Source organism: Pseudoclavibacter sp. VKM Ac-2867, assembly GCF_015351275.1.
Taxonomy (GTDB): domain Bacteria; phylum Actinomycetota; class Actinomycetes; order Actinomycetales; family Microbacteriaceae; genus Pseudoclavibacter.
The window spans coordinates 36,082-53,710 of sequence record NZ_JADKSL010000020.1 but is presented as its reverse complement, the minus strand read 5'-3'; the positions used below and the strand labels follow the sequence as shown (position 1 = coordinate 53,710).

The following is a 17,629-nucleotide window of genomic DNA, read 5'->3' as shown; positions in this document are numbered from 1 at the left end:
GCGGCATCGAAGCTCGTCACGCTCGCCATTCTTCCAGAGCACCGGACGCTTCTCGGCCACGCGACGAATTGCGACCGAACCGTGCCTACGGCGCCAGGTAGCGGCGGATCAGATCATGCAGCTCGTCAGCCGCACCCGATGCGTCGAAGGTCGTGTCCTCGACGCTGCGCGTCAGGACCCCGTCGGCGATCACCCCGACCCACAGGGCGAGCCGGTCGCTCGTGATATCCGAGCGCCACAGCCGCTCGCGCTGCCCCGCCGTGATGATCGCCTCGAGCGTGTCCTGCTGTCTCGACGCGAATTCCTCGAGCAGCTGCTCGACGCGCTGATCGCTCGGTGCTGCGCTCAGGCCGGCGACAAAACCGGCGAGGTGCGGATCGCTCGCCTCTTCGAGCAGCAGGTCGAGCCAGGCGAGCAGCGCACCTCGCGGGTCGTCCGGGGCGCGTTCCGCGAGCGCTGCGAACCGGGTGCGCGACTGCGCTGCATCCGCCTCGAGGATGCCGACCAGGAGGTGCAGCTTCGTCGGGAAGTGGTGGAAGAAGGTTCCGGACGAGACACCGGACCGTGCGCAGATCCGTGCCGTCGTCGCCCCCGCGTAGCCGAGCTCGGCGATGAGCTCGGAGCCTGCCTCGATGATCGCTGTGCGCGTTCCTCCGGTGCGTGCCGCCATCAGCTGCCTCCCGCCATCTTCTCGAAACCGATGTAGAGCGTTCACTCTAGAGTGTTTACTCTAGAGCGTGAGCGAAACGACGGAGGAGCGAATCGACAGACCCGCGGCGCGCGGCGGCATTGGCACGCCGACGTTCGAACCGCGGGCGCGTGACGGCTGGATCTTCCTCGCGGGGCTCCTGCTGTTCTGGGTCATCTACAACGGCCCGCCGGTTCCGGAACTGGCAGGCATCGACCTGCGACTGGGAATGGCGGGACCCGCGTCGAGCAACGCCTGGAAATGGCTCGGGGCGGTCCTCCTGATCGCACTCGTGCTCTGGGGCGAGCGTCGGGGGCTTGCCTCACTGCTCATCACGAAGCCCACCAGCAAGGACATCGAGTGGGCCTTCTACGCCTTCGGGGGCGTCATGGCGTGGTCCTGGATCGCCAGCCTCGTGGCCCCGCAGGAGGAGAACAGCGGTGTCGCCACGATCACGAGCATGAGCATCGCCGGGGTCCTGCTGCTCATCGTCACCGCCGCCGTCACGGAGGAGGTGGCCTTCCGCGGCTACCTGCAGGAGCGTCTCGGCTCGCTCCTGCACTCGCGGTGGATCGGCGCGGCGGTGAGCCTCATGATCTTCATCGCGCCCCATGTGGTGTTCTTCGGGCCGAGCTGGCTGTTCCATCAGCTCGTCGGCACCCTGGCGCTCGTCGCGTTCACCCTCATCCGTCGCAACCTCGTGGCGACGATGCTCCTCCACTTCCTGATCAACGCGCCGATCCTCATCCCGACCGTGCTGGCGAAGCTCTGAGACCCCAGCCGATGGCGCGGCGGGCTAGCCGTGCTGGCGGCGCCCCGCCAGCCACGTGTGATTGACGATGGCCCGGCTCACCGCCTCGCGATAGGCGGCGCCCTCCGGACCTCGCCGGAGATCACGGGAGAAGTAGGGCGAGGACTCACGGTGGGGCGGCCCGTTGTGGATTCGCTCTGCGAGCTCACTGAGGTACGTGCGACCCGCGAGGCGGTACTGCTCGAGCTCGTCCTCGTCGAGGCAGATCAGGGCGGAGTCGTCGACCATGTTCGTCACCACGTACCTCGCGTCGAGGTACAGCCGCTCGCCTTGCGCGACGAGGAACCAGCGCCCGGGCTCGTGGTCGACGTAGCGCATGGCGGCTCGTTCTTCCGCGATGCGTGCCGCGTCGCCCCACTGCTCGACCGGCGGGATCGCGCCGAGCAGGTGCCGCTGCGCCTGGTCGAGCGCGAGGTGGCTCACGACCGGGGCGCCGCCACGAACGAGCGTGACGCACAGGAGGCGGCGGCACGTGAGGCAGGCCAGCTGGCTCTCGACACGCTCCATGAGGCCGGAGGTGTGGAGGGGGCGAAGATCCGACAGGCGCACCCAGCTGGCGCTCTCCTGGAGGTGGCCGGCCGCGAGCGCCTCCGCGATCGCTTCGACGGTGCGCTCGAGGTCACAGGCGCCCACCCTGTCGCGCACGACGAGGCCGCTGCAGCTGGGGCAGAGATCGTCTTCAGGGCGGACGACGAGGCCCGGCTGCTCGAGTGTGAAGACGAGCGCAACGAGGTTGCCTGGGTCATTCCAGCCGCGGCGGTCGCGGAATTCCGCCCGCGCGTATCCAGCGTCGAGCTCGAAGTAGGGGGTGCCGAGCCCGGCGAAGCGGCGGCGTCCGGCGATGACCTTCTTGAGGTCGTCGAGCGTCGCCGCGTTGTGGGCGCCCTCGAGCCACTCGGACAGGTCGATCGCCGATGGCGAGTGGGCGGTGGGCACCGCGTGCAGGATCACCGCGACGAGCGCATCGTCCTGCAGGATCAGCTCCCCACCAGAGGCAAACCGCAGCCGCCGCGACCGCACGGCCGGCTCCCCCACCAGCACCTCAGACACCCAGACAGGGGCGCCCCCGAACGCCTCGGCCAGCGACCTGACCGGCGCATCGCGTTCGGAGAGCGTGAGCGCGTCCAAGATCATCCGCAGTCGAGAGGGCATGCTTCATCGTGCCAGGCGCGCCTCGGAGACGCGCCTTCTGCGGTCAGGACAGCTGCCGGAACGGACCGGAGGGTGAGAACGCGTACGCCGCGAAGCGTTCGCCCATGAGCTGGTGGGCTTCGGGCCCAGGGTGCAGGTCGTCGGGAAGCGGCAGCAGCTCCGCATCCGCTTCACCGTAGAGCTCGGTGCCCTCGAGGAAGTACAGCTTCGGGTCGGCAGCACGGCGTTCGGCGAGCGAGGCGAGCTCGCGCCGGATCACGCTGAGAGTGAGGCGCCCCTGCGACTCGTCCCCCGGGGTGCCTGTAGCCAGGAACTTCACGCGTCCGACCCTGAGCGATTCCGGGTCGAGCGCTCCAGGGCCGGGCGTGTGCTCGTGGATGCCGCAGAAGACCGGCGAGATGAGCACGATCGGGGTGTCTGGATGCCCGTCCCGGATCGTATCGAGGAAGCCGTGGACGGCGGGCACGAACGCTCGGATGCGCATCGCGTCGACGTTCACGACGTTGATGCCGAGTTTCACACTGATGAAGTCCGCGGGCGTGTCCCGCAGGACGCGGGCGAGGAACGGATCGACCATCGCGCTGCCGCCGAGCCCGAGGTTCAGGAGCTCGACGCCAGCTCGGCGGGCCGCGACGGCCGGCCAGATGTCGCTCGGGGCGGACGCATTCGAACCGTGGCTAATGGAGCTGCCGTGGTGCAGCCACACCGGGCCCGCCGACGTGACCGGCTCAAGCGGTGCGTCCGAGCGCAGCTCGACCAGCTCGACCGACTCGTTGTGCGGAAGCCAGAACTCGACTCGCTTCATCTCGCCCGCCGCGAGCCCCGAGATCGTCGTCGTGTGCGTCGCGCCCGCGTGGAACGACGTCGCCCCGGTCTGCAGGTCGACCTCGACGGCGTCGCCGCCCGTCAGCTCGTCGCTGACGAGCCGCGTGCCGTCGACGAAGACGTCCACGCGCCCGCGGGGACGTTCGATGCCGGCGTAGGCGGATCTCGTGGGGTGCAGCTCGAGCGCGACGCTTGCGGCCGCCGTATCGAAGACCACGCGAGCCCCCGAGGGCTGAGCCTCCACCAGGAGCAACTGCGGATCCGGGAACTGCAACCGGACTGCCTCGGGCAGCCGGTGGGGCCGAACGCCCCGGTCGGTCTGCTCGAGTTCCGCGGCGCCGCGCACGAACTGGGGAGAGAGCGGGGTGACGTTCACGAGAATGCCTCCGGAATCGAGGTCGGCCGGGCCGAGGAGCTGCGGAGAAGGGTGCCCCAGGCAGGATTCGAACCTGCGACCGACGGATTAGAAGGCCGTTGCTCTATCCACTGAGCTACTGGGGCGCGATCCCAGCCAGCATAGCGGGCCACGAAAGGGTGCACTGGCCGCCGCGAAACGTGGGGAATCACTACGATGTCCCTCATGCCTATTGCTCAGGAACGTCTCGTCTGGATCGACTGCGAGATGACAGGCCTCGACCCGTCCATCGACGAGCTGGTCGAGGTCGCCGCTTTTGTCACCGACAGCGACCTGAACATCCTCGACGAGGGCTTCGAGATCGTGATCGCGGCGAGCGACGCGGCGATGGCCAACATGGGTGAGTTCGTGACGCAGATGCACACCACGTCTGGGCTGATCGAGGAGATCCCCAACGGCGCCAGCCTCGAGACCGCGACGGCGCAGCTGCTCGCGTACCTGAAGAAGCACGTCCCCGTGCCCAACACGGCGCCGCTTGCGGGCAACACCATCGGCACCGATCGCATGTTCCTCGCGAAGTACATGCCAGAGGTCGACCAGCACCTCCACTACCGCAACGTCGACGTCTCCACGCTGAAGGAGCTGTCGCGCCGCTGGTTCCCCCGCGTGTACTTCCACTCCCCCGACAAGGACGGCGGCCACCGCGCGAAGGCCGACATCCTGGAGTCGATCCGCGAGCTCAAGTACTACCGCAAGGCGGTGCTCGTGCCCGAGCCCGGACCGACCAGCGAGGAGCTTCGAGAGGTCGCAGCAGAAGTGGTGAACGACTTCGCCCAAAATCTGTAATAGACTCTCGTAGTCGCAGGCGAGCGAGAGCACGAGTGCGACAGACATGGTGGGTATAGCTCAGCTGGTAGAGCGCCTGGTTGTGGTCTAGGAGGCCGCGGGTTCAAGCCCCGTTACTCACCCCATGTTGGAAGGCCCCGAGTTCCCTGCACTTTCAAGTGCTGGGGAACTTGGGGCCTTCGTCGTCGGTGCGGCCGCTCGTCTGAACACAATGTGGCCACATCACCGCCCGCGTCGCCGCAAAGTTCTGCAGCACCCGGTGCCGCGTTTTTGGCACCGAAACGCCGCGAATCTCTCCACTGAATCGACCTCGAAAGCACGCTGGGCGTACCACTTCACGAAGCGTCCCGTCCAACCTGACGGCCGCGCGGCCTCATCGACGAAGCCAGCGACGGGGTCGACACTCGAGGCTGTCCGCGAGGCCCACACGGACGACGGCATCGCGTTCATGCTCAACGGTGACGGCCCGGGGTGCTACGACCTCCACCACGTTGCCGAGGGCGGGCAGATGAGCGCTGCAGCGCTGCGCTTTCTTACTGAGCTCGATGCGTTCCACATCGAGTGGTCGCCGTCCGGGACCGGTGTGCAGGCCTGGGCTGACGCCCTGGCGTGGCCTGGATGGCGGCAGCAGATCGACGGCATGGCGGTCGAGTTCTACACGCAGGGCAGGTTCATGACCGTCACCGGACAGGGAGTAGCGCGGAACTGCAATCCGACATGACCGTGACACTCTGCTCCCGCGTGAGCCTCCTCGTGCCGCTAACAGGCCAGGGATTAACCGCTCTGCTCCTGAGAGGTGAGGAGTTGAGTGTCTGATCCGAGTCGTTCCAACCGCCCCGGCGCAGCCCGGGATGGTGATCGTTTTCGTCGCCTTACAGCCGAGCTGGCACCTAGGATCGAGCTTTATGGGTGTGCCTCCGTTGGAACCAACCGGCCTTCTCCCGCTCGGGCGCCATGTCTGCGACCTTGACGAGATCCGGGCTGCCTTTGTGGACGCCACTCAGTTCGCGACTTCGACTAGTCGTGATCAGATCTACGCGGACTTCCTGAGCGCGCTCGAGTTCCTGCGCGAGAAGTTCGCCGTTGAACTCGTCGAAACGGTGTGGATTGGCGGCAGTTTCACCACTGAAAAGTTGGATCCCGAGGACATCGACGTGTCGTTCATCCTGAACGGAGTTGAGCACGATCAGCTGAGCGGGACCAAACGGGACAAGTTGAGCAAGCTGCTCCGAGTTGGGGGATTTGCTGCGCTCGATTTGTCGGTGGATGGGTTCATGATCGTCAGACATCTGATTGCCAATCCTTGGGCCGGCGCCGGTCTGACCGAAGAAGCAATCGCCCCCATGTCCAAGCGAGGAGCGTGGGACGATTGGTGGAGTCGCCATCGGACGAACGGTGCGAAAGATGAGCCACCAACGATCGAGGATGCGGCGCTGGTGAGAGGGTACTTGGAGGTGAATTTTTCGTGAACCGCGACGGTAAGTCGACCTCAGCGGCCGACCTATGGAATCGCCTTGAAGCCCTCGAGGACGAGGAGTCAGGCTCCGAAGCCTTCGGCCTGGGGGATCTGTCTGCCCTCCGCATGATGCAGCGTCAGCACGCCGAGTTCCATTTCGTGAACGCACGGTTCACAGGTGCATTGCCCGAGCGTCACGCCATCGGCGTCCGGGAGGCTACGGCTGCTCTCGGTTCGCTGCAAGACGTCCTCTCTGAAGTCGGTGCCGTGATCATGGCTCAGACGCCGAAGCGTGGACCGTTGCCGAATGAAGTCCTGGCCTCAACGGCTCTCAGATTCTCGCCGCAGGTGATGCCAGGATCGGTGATTTTCTCCTTGCGGCCAGCTCGTGAAACCGCACTAGTTCCGGTAGAGACGACGGTGCTTGACACGGCCATCAGCGAGGTCTTTGACCTCTTCGACCAAGTCGAGCGCCCCGTCTCGAGCCACGGCACCCTGGATTCGATCACGGGCGTCCTGCGACGTTTCGGTCCGCGCACGGCTCGACACCTTGCGCGCTTTGCATCCACCTTGCGCGAGAGTGATCTGAACTTGGATCTTGGCGTGGCTCGATCGGGGGCGAAGCTCCAATCAAGCCGCATCTCCACCGCCGGGGCTGGGTTCCTGCGTAAGCTCGCGAAGGACGCCACCTCCCGTACGGACGACGTCACAATCGTCGGCGAGGTATTCAATCTCGGCAAGGACAACAAGCACAAGGTTGATGACGTGGAGCGGGGTCGCATCGTCATTACGGCCTCAGATGAAGTCACCGACCTTCTGCACACCGCCTTCAAACAGTCGCCGGTGAGCATCGAAGCGAAGGAGACACAAACAGTGACTGCCGCCACGGGCGCGACGACCTACGCATACGAAGCGGTGACTGCCAGGATCCTGAAAAACGATGACCTCTGAGTCACCCCTTTCAGGCGCATACAGCGCTGGTAACTAGTCGTCCGCAGCAGTCACGTTTAGGGACTCGCACGGGCGCTCGAAGTACGCCGAGGGCGGTGAGGTCATGGGCGTCGACCGCGGCGTCGACTCCGTGCTCACGATGCTCCGGCCGCAGAAGCACGCGCTGACCGTCGACGACGTGCAGCGCACGGGCGGCCGCCAAGGCGTCTACGCCTTCCGAGCCCGGCTCGCCAACCACGAAAATCGACATGGTCAACAACCAGAACGGATAAACGCCGAGCGTGTTCGTCGAGATTGTCGTGAACGAGATTGAGCGGCGGTAGGGCTGGGCCCGCCGCTAGACGAACTACGCACGGCCCGGCGAGATGTCCTTCGTCGGGCCGTGGTGCGCGAGAATGCCCGTGTGGATCTTTTCAGCACAGAACTCCTCGTCGCGGGCGTGACCGGCGTCGGAGGCGTCCTGACGGTCATCCTGACGTCCCTCACGTCACGCGACAAGCGAAAATCCATTACTCAAGATCTCGCCATCCTCAAGACCATCGACGAGCAGCCACATGCCGACTGGGAGGCCGCGCGTGACGCGCTGCGCTCGTCTCTCGTGGACCGCATCCGCGACATCGCGGGGAACTCGGACAGGCGACGCAACGGGGTCGGCATCGTCCTGGGCGTGCTCTTCCTGGTGTCCGGTATCAGCCTCGGCGTCTACGTGGTCACGTCCGGCGGCTGGTGGCACGTACTTTGGCCTGTTGTAGTGACCTTGACCCTGTTCGGATGGGTCGGCGGGTGGGGATCGCTGAAGAAAGTGCCTCGCACCTCGACCGGCTCGGAGATCAAGGCTGATTCAAAAATCTCGACAGAGCAGCGGAAGGAACCATGAAGCGTTCGAACGCGGACAAGTCAGGCGACCCTGTCACGGGCGCGGCGCCGGTCAACAAATTCGGTACTCCGGGGCCAGAAGCTCGACGGCGATTCATCGAACTCGCCACCCCCGCGCTCGAGAAGCTCGCGGAACGGAACGGGATACCCAGGCCGAGGCTCAGCAGCGCATAGAGACGATCAAGTTGGCTCCCGCGCCGGACACAATTTGGCCATACTCGGCGGAAACGCGGTGTGGCTCTGGTGAGCCTAGACACCCCTAGTTCCCCGTGAATGCTGGGAACTCAGGGCATCCCTCGCGCTCGCGGCAGTCTAAACGGGTTCAAGCCCCGTTACTCACCCCCTGTTGGAAGGCCCCGAGTTCCCTGCACTTGCAAGTGCTGGGGAACTCGGGGCCTTCGTCGTTGGGCCGGGTCTGTGCGAAGACAGTCCGGCCGCATCCACGCGAGAGGCGCAGGTTCCCAGTGCCGGGAATCTGCGCCTCCCGCGTGCTTCTAGCGAGGCGCGGGGGCCTCGAGTTTTGGTGAGTCTGGGAGAGGCGATTCAGGAGGAGGCGGCTCAGTCAGCGGCGATTCGGCGACGGGTGGCTCCGGGATGCTGGGATCCGGGGCCGGCACGAGCGCTGCGGCTGGCATGCGGCTCGCCCAGAGGACCCCGAAGAGCACGATCGCGCCGCCGACGAGCTCGAGCGGGCCGGGCCGCTCCCCCAGCACGAGCCACGCTGTCGAGATGCCGACCACGGGGACGAGCATCGAGAACGGTGCGACGACGCCCGCCGGGTGGCGCTTCATGAGCCACACCCAGATTCCGGAGCCGAGAACCGTGCCGAGCACGATCGTGTAGACGAGCCCAACCCAGGCGGGAACCGCGGCAACAGTCCACGCCGTCGCGAGCGACGCCCAGATCTGTTCCGGCCCCTCCACGAGCAGCGAGACGGCGAGCATGGGGATGGGAGGCACCACGGCCATCCACATCGTCAGGTGCAGGGGCTTCGGCGGTTCGGCGAGTCGGCTCGAGATGTTGCCGATGGCCCAGCCGAACGCGCCGATCACCACGAGCACAAACGGCCACCAGCTTCCGGCGCCACCCCGGGCGACGCCGACCAGCAGCAGGCCGGCGACCGCGACCGCGATGCCGATGACTCGACGCGTCGTGAGCTTCTCGCGGAGGAAGATCGCGCCGAGCAGCACGGTGAACGGCGCCGACATCTGCAGCACGAGCGACGCGAGCCCCGTGGGGAAGCCCGCCGCCATACCGAGGTAGAGCCCGACGAACTGCAGGGTGCCGAAGCCGAGCCCGTACCCGACGAGCCACCGCAGCTTCACGTTCGGGCGCGGGATGAACAGGATCGTCGGGATCGCGAGCAGCCCGAAGCGCAGGGCGATGAGGAAGAACGGCGGGAACTGCTCGAGCGAGGCGTGGATGGCGAGGAAGTTCACACCCCAGAGGACTGCGACGAGGCAGGCGAGGGCGACATGACGAGGAGGCACGGGATCAGTGTGCGGCGCGCTCACCCTGAAGCACCAGTGATGATCCGTGACTGGTAACTGTAGGCTCCCTACGTGGAATTCCGTCACCTCGAGCTGCTCCGTGAGCTGTCGCTGCGGGGCACGCTCGCGGCGGTTGCCGAGGCCACGCACCGTACCCCCTCCGCCCTCTCGCAGCAGCTGAGGACCGCAGAGCGGGAGGTCGGCGCGAGCCTCGTCGAGCCGTTCTCCCGAGGGCTGCGCCTCACCGCTGCCGGGAGGATCCTCGCCGACGGCGCCGACGACGTGGGCCGGGCGCTCGCCGAGGTGCAGGCGAAGCTCGAGGCGAGCCTCGGCGAGCCGAGCGGCACCGTCTCGATCGGCGCGCTCCCGAGCGCCAGCGAGGCGCTTGTCCCCGGCCTGCTCCGCCGCACGGCGGGGTCGGCGATCCAGCTCGACCTCGACGACTTCGACCTCGCCGAGTCCGAGTACGCAGCGCGAACCCTCGACGCCGACATCGTCATCGGGCACAGCCTCACGGGAGACGTCCCGCGCGGGGCAGAGCACCTGCACACGCGAGTCCTCGCCCGGGAGCCGATCGACGTCGCCCTGCCGTCCGAGCATCCGCTGGCGCACCTCGACCACCTCGTCCCTGGCGATCTGCTCGGCACCACCTGGGTGGGTGTGCCCGTCGGTTACCCGTTCGACAGCATCCTGATCGCCGTCGAGAACGCCACGAGCACCAACCTCGATCGAGTGCAGCGGCTCCGCGACAACCGACTCGTTGAAGCGCTCGTCGCGACTGGCACGGGGCTCGCGCTGCTGCCGCGCTTCACGACTCGCCCGCGCCCGGGGGTGGTGCTGCGCCCGCTCGACGGCGTGCGGTCCGTGCGCAGCATCGTCGCCATCGCCCGTCCAGACCGTCAGGCGCGCTTCGCCGTGCGAACCGTCCTCGACCACCTCACCGCCGCGGGCGCCGACCTGGAGGCGGAGTTCGCGGAGGTCGACCCACCGCGTCCCTGACCAGCTCTAGTGATCGGACCCCAAGTGCATGCTGGATGCGGCGACAGAGGTGGCTTTCATCACGCAAGTTGGACAGCAGATCGGGCACGAGCCGTCAGCCGGCGTGCTTCAACGGTCAGCCGGCGCGCTTCGCGGACTCCGCGAAGGCGCGAATCCGGGCGTGGTCCTTGACGCCCGGGCTCGACTCGACCCCGCTCGACACGTCGACGCCCCAGGGCTCCGCCTCGCCGATCGCCTCGGCCACATTCCCCGGGTGCAGGCCGCCTGCCAGCAGCCAGCGCCCCTGAGGGCGACGACGGACGAGCTCCGAGAGGTCCCAGCGCTCGCCAGACCCCGGCTTCGGCGCATCCAGCAGCAGGAGTTCCTCACCGAACGCCCCGACGCGCAGCTCAGGGTCGTCGGCGAGCGAGGTGGCTCGCCAGATCCGCGGGAAGATCGTGCCGGCAGCTCGAACCTCATCGCCCGAGTAGGAGCCGTGCAGCTGCAGCACGTTCGCACCGACCGCTCCCGCGATCTCGGCGGCGTCCGTGGCCGGCATGTCGTGCACGACCAGCACCCGATCGACGCCAGCGGCAACGGAACCGAAGATCTTCCCGGCCTCCTCCGCGGAACGCCTGCGCGGGCTCGTGCGGCTCATCACGATGCCGACCGCGTCGGCTCCGCTCTCGACGGCAACCGCCGCTGACTCGACAGAATCCAGGCCACACACTTTGACGTACACGCGAGCATCATAGGGCGTGGATGCAGGAGAGGTCGCCTCGCTCCTCCGTGAGGTGTCAGCGCTGCGGAGCGCCCGCGGGTGCCGCAACCAGGTCGCGACGCCGCTTGGGCGCGATGAACTCGAGCAGGGAGAAGATCGCGAGCGCGACGAGGGCACCGGCGCCGGCTGCCCCCAGCGCGACGAGCAGGAAGCTCGACACCACTGAGAGGACGACGGAGGCGGACAGGCTCACGATGCTCAGAGCGACGAGGAGCAGGAGGATGGCGGCGGCCAGCACTCCCCAGCGCGTGCGGTTGAGCAGGCGCGGCCGCACGGATCGGACGATGCGCAGCGCGATTCCGACGCCGATGACCATGCCCCAGAAGGCGAACCGCGCGACCGTCTCATGGGTCAGGGTCTCCCCGAAGACGTCGATCATGGCCCTATTCTCGCGGGCCGCGCCGCACCACGCCAGCGAGCGCGGACGCTCCGGCGCGTCGAGCAGCTCAGTCGCGCACTGCGGCCAGTCGGAACCGCCGCTGCGTGACGATGATCGGCCGCGCCGCGTCCAGGCGACGCAGCGTGCTGATGTTGGCGTCGACCTCGAAGCCTGGGACATCCCATGGCACCAGGGCCATGTACTCGACCAGCGCACGTGCATCCGCGAACGTCATCCGCCCAGCCCACTCGTCGGCGAGCTCGATGCGGAGCCCGGCGGCTGCCACCTCGCTGCTCGCGTTCGCCAGCGTCACGTCGTCGTGCAGCGGGTCGCCGCCGAACCACTCTCGGAGCTCGTGCGCTTCCCGTCCGTCAACCTGCTGGGTCAGGAACCGCCCGCCCGGGGCGAGCACACGGGCGACTTCCCCGGCGTCGAAGGACTCGTGGCGGCACACGACGAGGTCCAGCGACGCGTCTTCGAACGGCAGGGAGTCACCCGCCTCGGAGTCGTACCGGTGCACGCCAACACCGAACGGCGCCAGGTTCCGCCTCGCGATCTCGATATTCGGCTCCCACCCCTCGGTTGCCGCGATGGAGAGGGACTCCGCGGCGGCACCGAGGTCGCCGATGAGCTCGATGAGCCGCTCGCCGCCTCCCGTGCCGAGGTCGGCGACCCGCGTGGCAGACGCCATCGCGGCACGGCACTCGGCGGTGAAGTCCCAGTGGGGTTCGTCGGCGGTCATGCGCCCGTCCAGGACGGAGAAGTCCCAGCCGACCATGGCGGCGGCGTGCGCAGCTCGCCATTCCTGCGGGCGGGAGCATTCGTCATCGGTCACAGGGGCACCCTAGCGAGGAGCGCCAGCATCGAGCCAGGAGACCCTCTCGAGGACACCTCGTAGGCTCACGTCATGACCGCTTTCGAACTCGCATCCGCCCGGCCCGTCTCGGAAGGCGAACTCGAGCTCGTCGAAGCCGCCCGATCCACGATCGATGCGACAACGGATGCTGGGCCGGATGAGGACGGCATCCACACGGTAGGGGCTGCCGTGCGCGCGGCGGACGGCCGGGTGCACGTCGGCGTGAACCTGCACCATTTCACGGGCGGACCCTGCGCCGAGCTGGTGGCGCTCGGCTCGGCCCGCGCCGCTGGTGCCCTCGAGCTGACGCACATCGTCGCCGTCGCGAACCACGGCCGCGGGGTCATGAGCCCTTGCGGGCGTGACCGCCAGGTGCTCGCCGACCACTACCCCGACATACGGGTGATCCTGCCCGGGCCCGACGGCCTGATCAGCGTGATCGCACGCGAACTCCTGCCCCTCGCCTACGACCACGCCTCAGCGCAGGTCTAGCCGCCGGTCCCCGTCCAGCCGCCCTGCGACACAATGAGCGGATGGAGATGTCGCGGGAGAACTTCGAGGCCCTGGTCGTCGACGAGCTCGACGAGCTGCCGGACGAGATGGTCGACGGCCTCGACAACTTGATCTTCGTCGTCGAGGACCGGCCAGAGGACGGCTCGCTCGACCTGCTCGGTGTCTACGAGGGATTCGCGCTCACGGATCGCGGTCAGTACGGCTTCGGCGAGCTACCCGACCGCATCGTGCTGTTCCGCGAACCGCTCCTGTCGATCTGCGACGACGAGGAGACCCTCCGCGACGAGGTGCATACGACGCTCGTGCACGAGATCGCCCACTTCTACGGCATCGACGACGCGCAGCTCCTCGAGCTGGGCTGGGCGTAGAGCCTCCCGAGTCGCGCGTCCCCGATACGCTTCCCGGATGCAGCAGACGCCACCAGCCCGCGGGCCCCTCCGGCCAGGACGCCTCCTCTGGGGAATCGTCCTCGTCCTGGCGGCACCAGCTTTCGCACTGTGGATGGCCGTGACCGGTCTGCTCTCGGCGCTTGCTGCCGCGAGCATCACGGTCGACACCGTCGGGCCCATCCCACCGCTCGTCGAGGCCGGGCAGACGCTTCTCTCCGCGTTCGCTTTCTGGGCGATGTTCGTCTCGGCAGGTGCCGGCCTCGTCGTGCTGATCCTGCTCGGGTCGCGGAGCATCCAGGCTGCTCGTCGCACACCAGGCGCGGCCGGTCCGACGTTCGGCTCCGTGCTCTGGGGGTGGGCATTTGCGATCCCCCTCGCGACGGGTGTCGGCGCGCTCGCCGGTCTCCTGCTGCGGCCGGTCGCCGACAGCATCGGCACCGACCTCTCCCTCGACGCCGGTCCCGGCACCAGCATCGACTACGACGATGCCGTCTACGGCCTCATCGTCGGTAGCACCTGGCTGCTCGCAGCGCTGGTGGGGCTGGTCATCGCAGTGATCTTCACCGTGCGCTACGTGCGCGCTCGCCGCCAGCAGAGCTCAGACCAGGCGGGCACCGGCCCGCGCTGACGGCGCCTCGCGACGCCGCAAAAACCCCGTCACGCGCCGGGCGCGGCCTCGATGATGACGTCGGCGAGCAGGAACGGCGCATTGCGTCGCCAATGCTCGCGCTCTTGAGCCGCCCACATCTCCCAGAACTCTTCGAAGACGCCGACATCTGCAGGACGCGAGAGCGCCCGCGGCTTCCGGTGGGCCTCGTCGAGCTCTATCCACACGCTCGTCGTCGCGAGCGGCGCGCTCTCGTGCGACAGCGAACCGCAGCCCTCGACGATGAGCGGCGCGGAGCCGTCGAGGTCCCGCCACGGACCGGGCGCATCCGCCGCCCAATCCCAGCTCTCATAGCCGGGGCGGTGCTGGGACCCCGGCTGCTCGGGACTCAGCATGTCGCGGTGCACCGCCTGCGAGGCGGCAGCGAGGCCACCCCAGCCCGGGTAGGCGTCGTCGAGGGACACCAGCTGCGCGCTCTCGAAGCCGCGCGCCCGAAACTCCGCCAGCAGCTCCCCCGCGAGCGTCGTCTTGCCCGAGCCCGAACCGCCGTCGATGAGCACAACCGGGCGCGACCCGCGGGCGTCCACCAGCACGCGGTCCAGCAGCGCCGCGACCCTGCTCACGCGCTGCCCACGAGCCGGTACGACCCCGCCGCGACGGCCACACCGATGGCCGCGCCGGCGATCACCACCGCCGCAAGCACGAGAACGAGGTCTCGCCAGCCGAGACGTGAGGGGCGAGCCCACGTCCGCGTGATGTCCTCAGCGCCGAAGCCGCGAGCCTCCATGACGGTCGCGAGTGTCCCTGCCCGTCGCAGCGCGAGGGCCAGCAGCGCGAACGCCATCGTCATGAACCGTCGGATGGCACCGGAGTCGCCGAGACCGCGAGCGCGGCGCGCCTGGCTCATCGCCGTCCAGTCGTCGCGGAACACGGCGAAGAGGCGGATGCCCGCGAGCGCCGACACCACGAACCTCGCCGGGAGGTGCGCGACCTGCGCGAGGCCGTCGGCGAGGCGGGTCGGGTCGATGCGGCTCAACGCGACGAGCGTCGGCACGCCGATCGCGAGCACGCGCACGCCGACGGCGATCGCGAGCTGGATGGAGTTGTCGGTGATGTTCGCGTAGAGGAACTGCCCGTAGCTCGCCCCGCCGGGCTTGGCGTACAGCAGCATGCTCGTGGCGGAGACGGGGGCGGCGATGAGGAGGATCCAGCTCGATCGCAGGACCTCCATGGGGCGCACGCCGGCGACGCCGAAGGCGAGGAGCGAGAGCGTCAGCGCGACGGCCGCCGAGACGACGTCGAGCGTCGTCAGCAGGGGTATCGAGTACAGCACCGCCGCCAGGAACGGCGTGACCGGGTTCACGCGGTCGAGGAACCGTCCGCCGACGGGGAGCACCTCGAGCGGCACGCCGTCGGCGTCGACCTGGGGCGACCTTGCCGACCATGCCGGGCGGGAACCCGCCGAGGGGACGCCCGCGCCGCTGCCGCTCATGCTGGCACCTTCTCATTCTTGCGGTCGTGGGCTTCGATGCGGATGCGCTGGTCGCCGAGCACACGCACGAGCTGCTCGTCGTGGGTCACGGAGACCAGCGAGTGCCCCTCGGAGACGAGGCGAGACATGATCGTGACGAGCTCCGTCCAGGTCCTGCGGTCCTGCCCGAAGGTGGGCTCGTCGAAGATGAGCACCCGAGGCGCTGTCGCGAGGACCGTCGCGACGGACAGCCGACGCTGCTCACCGCCGGAGAGCGTGAAGGGGTGCGCTTCCGCGAGGTGCGAGAGGCGCAGCGCCGCGAGCAGCTCGTCGACGCGTTCGCTCGTCTCGCGTCTGCCCCGCCCCACCGCATCCGGTCCCACCTCGAGCTCGCGCCGCACCGTGCCGGCGACGAACTGGTGCTCGGGCTGCTGGAAGACCGTGCCGATCCTCGTCAGCAGCTGACGGGAACGCCAGGCAGAAGGATGCGGGCCGACCGGGCCCGCAGCGCGGAACCTGCCGAGTGCCCAGCCACCCCGTCGACGGTCAGCGTCTTCGCCAGCTTCACGCAGGGCACTGCTCGCACGCACGTCGCCCGCGACCGGCTTGAGCAGGCCAGCGAGCGTCAGCGCCAGCGTCGTCTTGCCCGCGCCGTTGGGCCCGAGCACCACCGTCGATTCCCCCGCCCGCAGCGTCGCGCCGAACTGCGTGTGCAGCGGATAGTCGGCACGCCCGAACCCCAGGCCGTCGGCGACGAGCAGGTCCTCGCCCGGGGCGCGCTCGCCCCGGGGAACCGTGGGTTCGTGGCCGCCTATCCACACACCCGCCGCGAGGAGCGACTCCCGCTGCTCCTCCAGGATCACGTCAGGGGCACCGTCTGCGAGCAGGTGCTGCTCAGTGCCGAGCACGACGACCCGGTCGACGCTCGAACGCCACACATCCACCCGATGCTCGATGACGATGAGCGTCGCGCCGGTGACCTCGGCGGCACGCACAACCGCCTCGCGAACCTCCTCGACACCGGCCGGGTCGAGGTTCGCGGTCGGCTCGTCGAGCAGGATGAGGTTCGGCCGCATCGCGAGCACGCCCGCGATCGCGAGGCGCTGGCGCTCACCGCCGGACAGCTGCGCGGTCGAGCGGTCGAGCGGCATCCGCAGCCCGACGGCGTCGAGCGCCTCGCGCACCCGAACCCAGGTCTCGGCGCGCGGCACACCGAGGTTCTCGCAGCCGAAGGCGACGTCGTCGCCGATGCGGGCGAGCACCGTGTTCGCCTGCGGATCCTGCAGGACCAGCCCCACCGCGCCGCGGGCATCCGTCGGATGCCTGCCGTCGACCAGCAGCGAGCCGAGCTCCTGCCCGTCGTCCTCGTGGTCGCCGAGCACCCCGGCAAGAGCCGCCAGGAGCGTCGACTTGCCCGCCCCCGACGGCCCGAGCAGCAGCACAGCTTCTCCGGGCTCGATCGTCAGGTCGAGCTGGCTGACCGCCAGCTTCGCCCGGTCGGCGTGGCGCCAGCCCCACCCCCTCGCCTCGACTCTCGCGCCCACGAGCGCTAGCCGATTCGCTTCGCGCTTCTGCCCGCCGCGAAGCGGTTCAGCGCGCCCGTCGCGGCGAGCGCTCGCGTGAGCAGCCAGCCGACGACTCCGGCCAGGACCGCACCTGAGACCACGACGGCGACGAGGTAGATCGTCAGGAATTCAGGGCCCTTCTCGATGTTCGCGCTGAGGAACAGCTCGAGCACCCACGCGGCCACGGCAGCACCCGCGCCCGCGAGCATCGCGACGCTCAGACCGAAGCGCCTGTAGAGGAAGAGCGCGAAGATGAGCTCGGCACCGAGGCCCTGCGCGATACCCGAGTAGACGGTCTCGATCGACCACTGGCTGCCGAGCAGCATGGAGACGCACGCCGCGAGCACCTCGACGAAGAGCGCAGCCCCCGGCTTGCGGATGATGAGCCCGCCCAGCACGCCGCCGAGCAGCCAGATGCCGACCGCTATGCCGCCGATCCCCGGAGTGAACGCATCCATCGCCACGAACCAGGCGTAGCCGACGCTGTTCCAGAAGATGAAGATGAGGCCCGTCGCGACACCGAGAACGGCCGCCGTGACGATGTCGATGACCCGCCAGCGGAAGCGGCTCTTCGGCGCCTTCGCCTGAGCCGGAACCTGCGCTGCCGCAGTCGGAGATGGAGTCGAGGAAGTTGTCATGC

General features: G+C 68.4%; 22 protein-coding genes and 2 tRNA genes. 12 read left to right on the top strand and 12 right to left on the bottom strand.

Features of this window, described 5'->3' with window-relative positions; translation table 11 throughout:
- Nucleotides 1–85 precede the first annotated feature (85 nt).
- Nucleotides 86–670 (bottom strand): TetR/AcrR family transcriptional regulator, encoded by a 585-nt coding sequence (locus ITJ67_RS16535; protein WP_194678369.1) that lies wholly within the window; start codon nt 668–670, stop codon nt 86–88.
- Nucleotides 671–737: 67 nt separating this feature from the next.
- Between ITJ67_RS16535 and ITJ67_RS20330 the strand changes: the two genes are divergently transcribed.
- A complete protein-coding gene (locus tag ITJ67_RS20330; protein ID WP_194678368.1) occupies nt 738–1,460 on the top strand; it encodes a CPBP family intramembrane glutamic endopeptidase in 723 nt (240 codons plus the stop codon).
- Nucleotides 1,461–1,484: 24 nt separating this feature from the next.
- Here ITJ67_RS20330 and ITJ67_RS16525 read toward each other — a convergent pair whose 3' ends face one another.
- The 3 genes from ITJ67_RS16525 to ITJ67_RS16515 form a co-directional block, all read right to left on the bottom strand.
- Nucleotides 1,485–2,651, bottom strand: coding sequence for a hypothetical protein (locus ITJ67_RS16525; protein ID WP_194678367.1), 1,167 nt, complete (start codon nt 2,649–2,651; stop codon nt 1,485–1,487).
- 43 nt (nt 2,652–2,694) lie between these two features.
- Nucleotides 2,695–3,852, bottom strand: coding sequence for a GDSL-type esterase/lipase family protein (locus ITJ67_RS16520; protein ID WP_194678366.1), 1,158 nt, complete (start codon nt 3,850–3,852; stop codon nt 2,695–2,697).
- 52 nt (nt 3,853–3,904) lie between these two features.
- A tRNA-Arg gene (locus tag ITJ67_RS16515) sits at nt 3,905–3,977 on the bottom strand.
- 79 nt (nt 3,978–4,056) lie between these two features.
- On the opposite strand from ITJ67_RS16515, the gene orn reads away from it, so the two are divergent.
- The 7 genes from orn to ITJ67_RS16480 all read left to right on the top strand — a co-directional run bounded on the left by orn (nt 4,057) and on the right by ITJ67_RS16480 (nt 7,961).
- Nucleotides 4,057–4,677: an oligoribonuclease gene (gene orn / locus ITJ67_RS16510; protein WP_194678365.1), complete on the top strand. Its 621-nt coding sequence runs from the start codon at nt 4,057–4,059 to the stop codon at nt 4,675–4,677.
- 49 nt (nt 4,678–4,726) lie between these two features.
- Nucleotides 4,727–4,802: transfer RNA gene (locus tag ITJ67_RS16505), tRNA-His, on the top strand.
- 134 nt (nt 4,803–4,936) lie between these two features.
- On the top strand, nt 4,937–5,398 hold the full coding sequence (locus tag ITJ67_RS16500; protein ID WP_194678364.1) for a hypothetical protein: 462 nt from the start codon (nt 4,937–4,939) through the stop codon (nt 5,396–5,398).
- Between the two features lie 130 nt (nt 5,399–5,528).
- Nucleotides 5,529–6,146, top strand: coding sequence for a DUF6932 family protein (locus ITJ67_RS16495; protein WP_194678363.1), 618 nt, complete (start codon nt 5,529–5,531; stop codon nt 6,144–6,146).
- Nucleotides 6,143–7,084, top strand: coding sequence for a hypothetical protein (locus ITJ67_RS16490; RefSeq protein ID WP_194678362.1), 942 nt, complete (start codon nt 6,143–6,145; stop codon nt 7,082–7,084). The genes ITJ67_RS16495 and ITJ67_RS16490 overlap by 4 nt, the downstream gene beginning before the upstream one ends.
- A gap of 103 nt (nt 7,085–7,187) precedes the next feature.
- Nucleotides 7,188–7,397, top strand: coding sequence for a hypothetical protein (locus ITJ67_RS16485; protein WP_194678361.1), 210 nt, complete (start codon nt 7,188–7,190; stop codon nt 7,395–7,397).
- Between the two features lie 69 nt (nt 7,398–7,466).
- Nucleotides 7,467–7,961: a hypothetical protein gene (locus ITJ67_RS16480; protein ID WP_194678360.1), complete on the top strand. Its 495-nt coding sequence runs from the start codon at nt 7,467–7,469 to the stop codon at nt 7,959–7,961.
- A 493-nt stretch (nt 7,962–8,454) separates the two neighbouring features.
- Here ITJ67_RS16480 and ITJ67_RS16475 read toward each other — a convergent pair whose 3' ends face one another.
- A complete protein-coding gene (locus ITJ67_RS16475; RefSeq protein ID WP_194678359.1) occupies nt 8,455–9,450 on the bottom strand; it encodes an EamA family transporter in 996 nt (331 codons plus the stop codon).
- Nucleotides 9,451–9,522: 72 nt separating this feature from the next.
- Here ITJ67_RS16475 and ITJ67_RS16470 point away from each other — a divergent pair, with 72 nt between their 5' ends.
- Entirely contained in the window at nt 9,523–10,449 is a 927-nt protein-coding gene (locus ITJ67_RS16470) for a LysR family transcriptional regulator (RefSeq protein ID WP_194678358.1), read from the top strand.
- 115 nt (nt 10,450–10,564) lie between these two features.
- Here the strand turns inward: ITJ67_RS16470 and ITJ67_RS16465 are convergent, their stop codons facing one another.
- From ITJ67_RS16465 to ITJ67_RS16455, 3 genes are all read right to left on the bottom strand, one after another.
- A complete protein-coding gene (locus tag ITJ67_RS16465; RefSeq protein ID WP_160070610.1) occupies nt 10,565–11,170 on the bottom strand; it encodes a phosphoribosylanthranilate isomerase in 606 nt (201 codons plus the stop codon).
- Between the two features lie 55 nt (nt 11,171–11,225).
- On the bottom strand, nt 11,226–11,588 hold the full coding sequence (locus ITJ67_RS16460) for a hypothetical protein (protein ID WP_160070611.1): 363 nt from the start codon (nt 11,586–11,588) through the stop codon (nt 11,226–11,228).
- A gap of 67 nt (nt 11,589–11,655) precedes the next feature.
- Nucleotides 11,656–12,423: a class I SAM-dependent methyltransferase gene (locus ITJ67_RS16455; protein ID WP_236558226.1), complete on the bottom strand. Its 768-nt coding sequence runs from the start codon at nt 12,421–12,423 to the stop codon at nt 11,656–11,658.
- Between the two features lie 72 nt (nt 12,424–12,495).
- Between ITJ67_RS16455 and ITJ67_RS16450 the strand changes: the two genes are divergently transcribed.
- Genes ITJ67_RS16450 through ITJ67_RS16440 form a run of 3 tightly spaced genes read left to right on the top strand, consistent with a single transcriptional unit; the run spans nt 12,496 to nt 13,974 of the window.
- Nucleotides 12,496–12,936: a cytidine deaminase family protein gene (locus tag ITJ67_RS16450; RefSeq protein WP_104240723.1), complete on the top strand. Its 441-nt coding sequence runs from the start codon at nt 12,496–12,498 to the stop codon at nt 12,934–12,936.
- A gap of 41 nt (nt 12,937–12,977) precedes the next feature.
- Entirely contained in the window at nt 12,978–13,325 is a 348-nt protein-coding gene (locus tag ITJ67_RS16445) for a metallopeptidase family protein (protein ID WP_194678357.1), read from the top strand.
- 37 nt (nt 13,326–13,362) lie between these two features.
- A complete protein-coding gene (locus tag ITJ67_RS16440) occupies nt 13,363–13,974 on the top strand; it encodes a hypothetical protein (RefSeq protein ID WP_160070612.1) in 612 nt (203 codons plus the stop codon).
- A gap of 29 nt (nt 13,975–14,003) precedes the next feature.
- Here ITJ67_RS16440 and ITJ67_RS16435 read toward each other — a convergent pair whose 3' ends face one another.
- Genes ITJ67_RS16435 through ITJ67_RS16420 form a run of 4 tightly spaced genes read right to left on the bottom strand, consistent with a single transcriptional unit; the run spans nt 14,004 to nt 17,627 of the window.
- On the bottom strand, nt 14,004–14,576 hold the full coding sequence (locus ITJ67_RS16435) for a cobalt ABC transporter (protein ID WP_194678356.1): 573 nt from the start codon (nt 14,574–14,576) through the stop codon (nt 14,004–14,006).
- Nucleotides 14,573–15,445 carry an energy-coupling factor transporter transmembrane component T family protein gene (locus tag ITJ67_RS16430; protein WP_194678355.1) on the bottom strand — a complete coding sequence of 291 codons (873 nt, stop codon included), beginning with the start codon at nt 15,443–15,445 and terminating at the stop codon, nt 14,573–14,575. The genes ITJ67_RS16435 and ITJ67_RS16430 overlap by 4 nt, the downstream gene beginning before the upstream one ends.
- Entirely contained in the window at nt 15,442–16,968 is a 1,527-nt protein-coding gene (locus ITJ67_RS16425; protein ID WP_194678354.1) for an ABC transporter ATP-binding protein, read from the bottom strand. Before ITJ67_RS16425 ends, ITJ67_RS16430 begins: the two co-directional genes overlap by 4 nt.
- Nucleotides 16,969–16,973: 5 nt before the next feature.
- Complete coding sequence (locus ITJ67_RS16420; RefSeq protein ID WP_160070615.1) at nt 16,974–17,627, bottom strand: ECF transporter S component; 654 nt, start codon at nt 17,625–17,627, stop codon at nt 16,974–16,976.
- Nucleotides 17,628–17,629: the final 2 nt, after the last annotated feature.

What these genes read in the sequence shown, in the direction of transcription:
- ITJ67_RS16535 (WP_194678369.1), bottom strand. Translation starts at nt 670, where the DNA reads ATGGCGGCACGCACCGGAGGAACGCGCACAGCGATCATCGAGGCAGGC.
- ITJ67_RS16525 (WP_194678367.1), bottom strand. Translation starts at nt 2,651, where the DNA reads ATGCCCTCTCGACTGCGGATGATCTTGGACGCGCTCACGCTCTCCGAA.
- orn (WP_194678365.1), top strand. Translation starts at nt 4,057, where the DNA reads ATGCCTATTGCTCAGGAACGTCTCGTCTGGATCGACTGCGAGATGACA.
- ITJ67_RS16495 (WP_194678363.1), top strand. Translation starts at nt 5,529, where the DNA reads ATGGTGATCGTTTTCGTCGCCTTACAGCCGAGCTGGCACCTAGGATCG.
- ITJ67_RS16485 (WP_194678361.1), top strand. Translation starts at nt 7,188, where the DNA reads ATGGGCGTCGACCGCGGCGTCGACTCCGTGCTCACGATGCTCCGGCCG.
- ITJ67_RS16460 (WP_160070611.1), bottom strand. Translation starts at nt 11,588, where the DNA reads ATGATCGACGTCTTCGGGGAGACCCTGACCCATGAGACGGTCGCGCGG.
- ITJ67_RS16450 (WP_104240723.1), top strand. Translation starts at nt 12,496, where the DNA reads ATGACCGCTTTCGAACTCGCATCCGCCCGGCCCGTCTCGGAAGGCGAA.
- ITJ67_RS16445 (WP_194678357.1), top strand. Translation starts at nt 12,978, where the DNA reads ATGGAGATGTCGCGGGAGAACTTCGAGGCCCTGGTCGTCGACGAGCTC.
- ITJ67_RS16440 (WP_160070612.1), top strand. Translation starts at nt 13,363, where the DNA reads ATGCAGCAGACGCCACCAGCCCGCGGGCCCCTCCGGCCAGGACGCCTC.
- ITJ67_RS16430 (WP_194678355.1), bottom strand. Translation starts at nt 15,445, where the DNA reads ATGAGCGGCAGCGGCGCGGGCGTCCCCTCGGCGGGTTCCCGCCCGGCA.
- ITJ67_RS16420 (WP_160070615.1), bottom strand. Translation starts at nt 17,627, where the DNA reads ATGACAACTTCCTCGACTCCATCTCCGACTGCGGCAGCGCAGGTTCCG.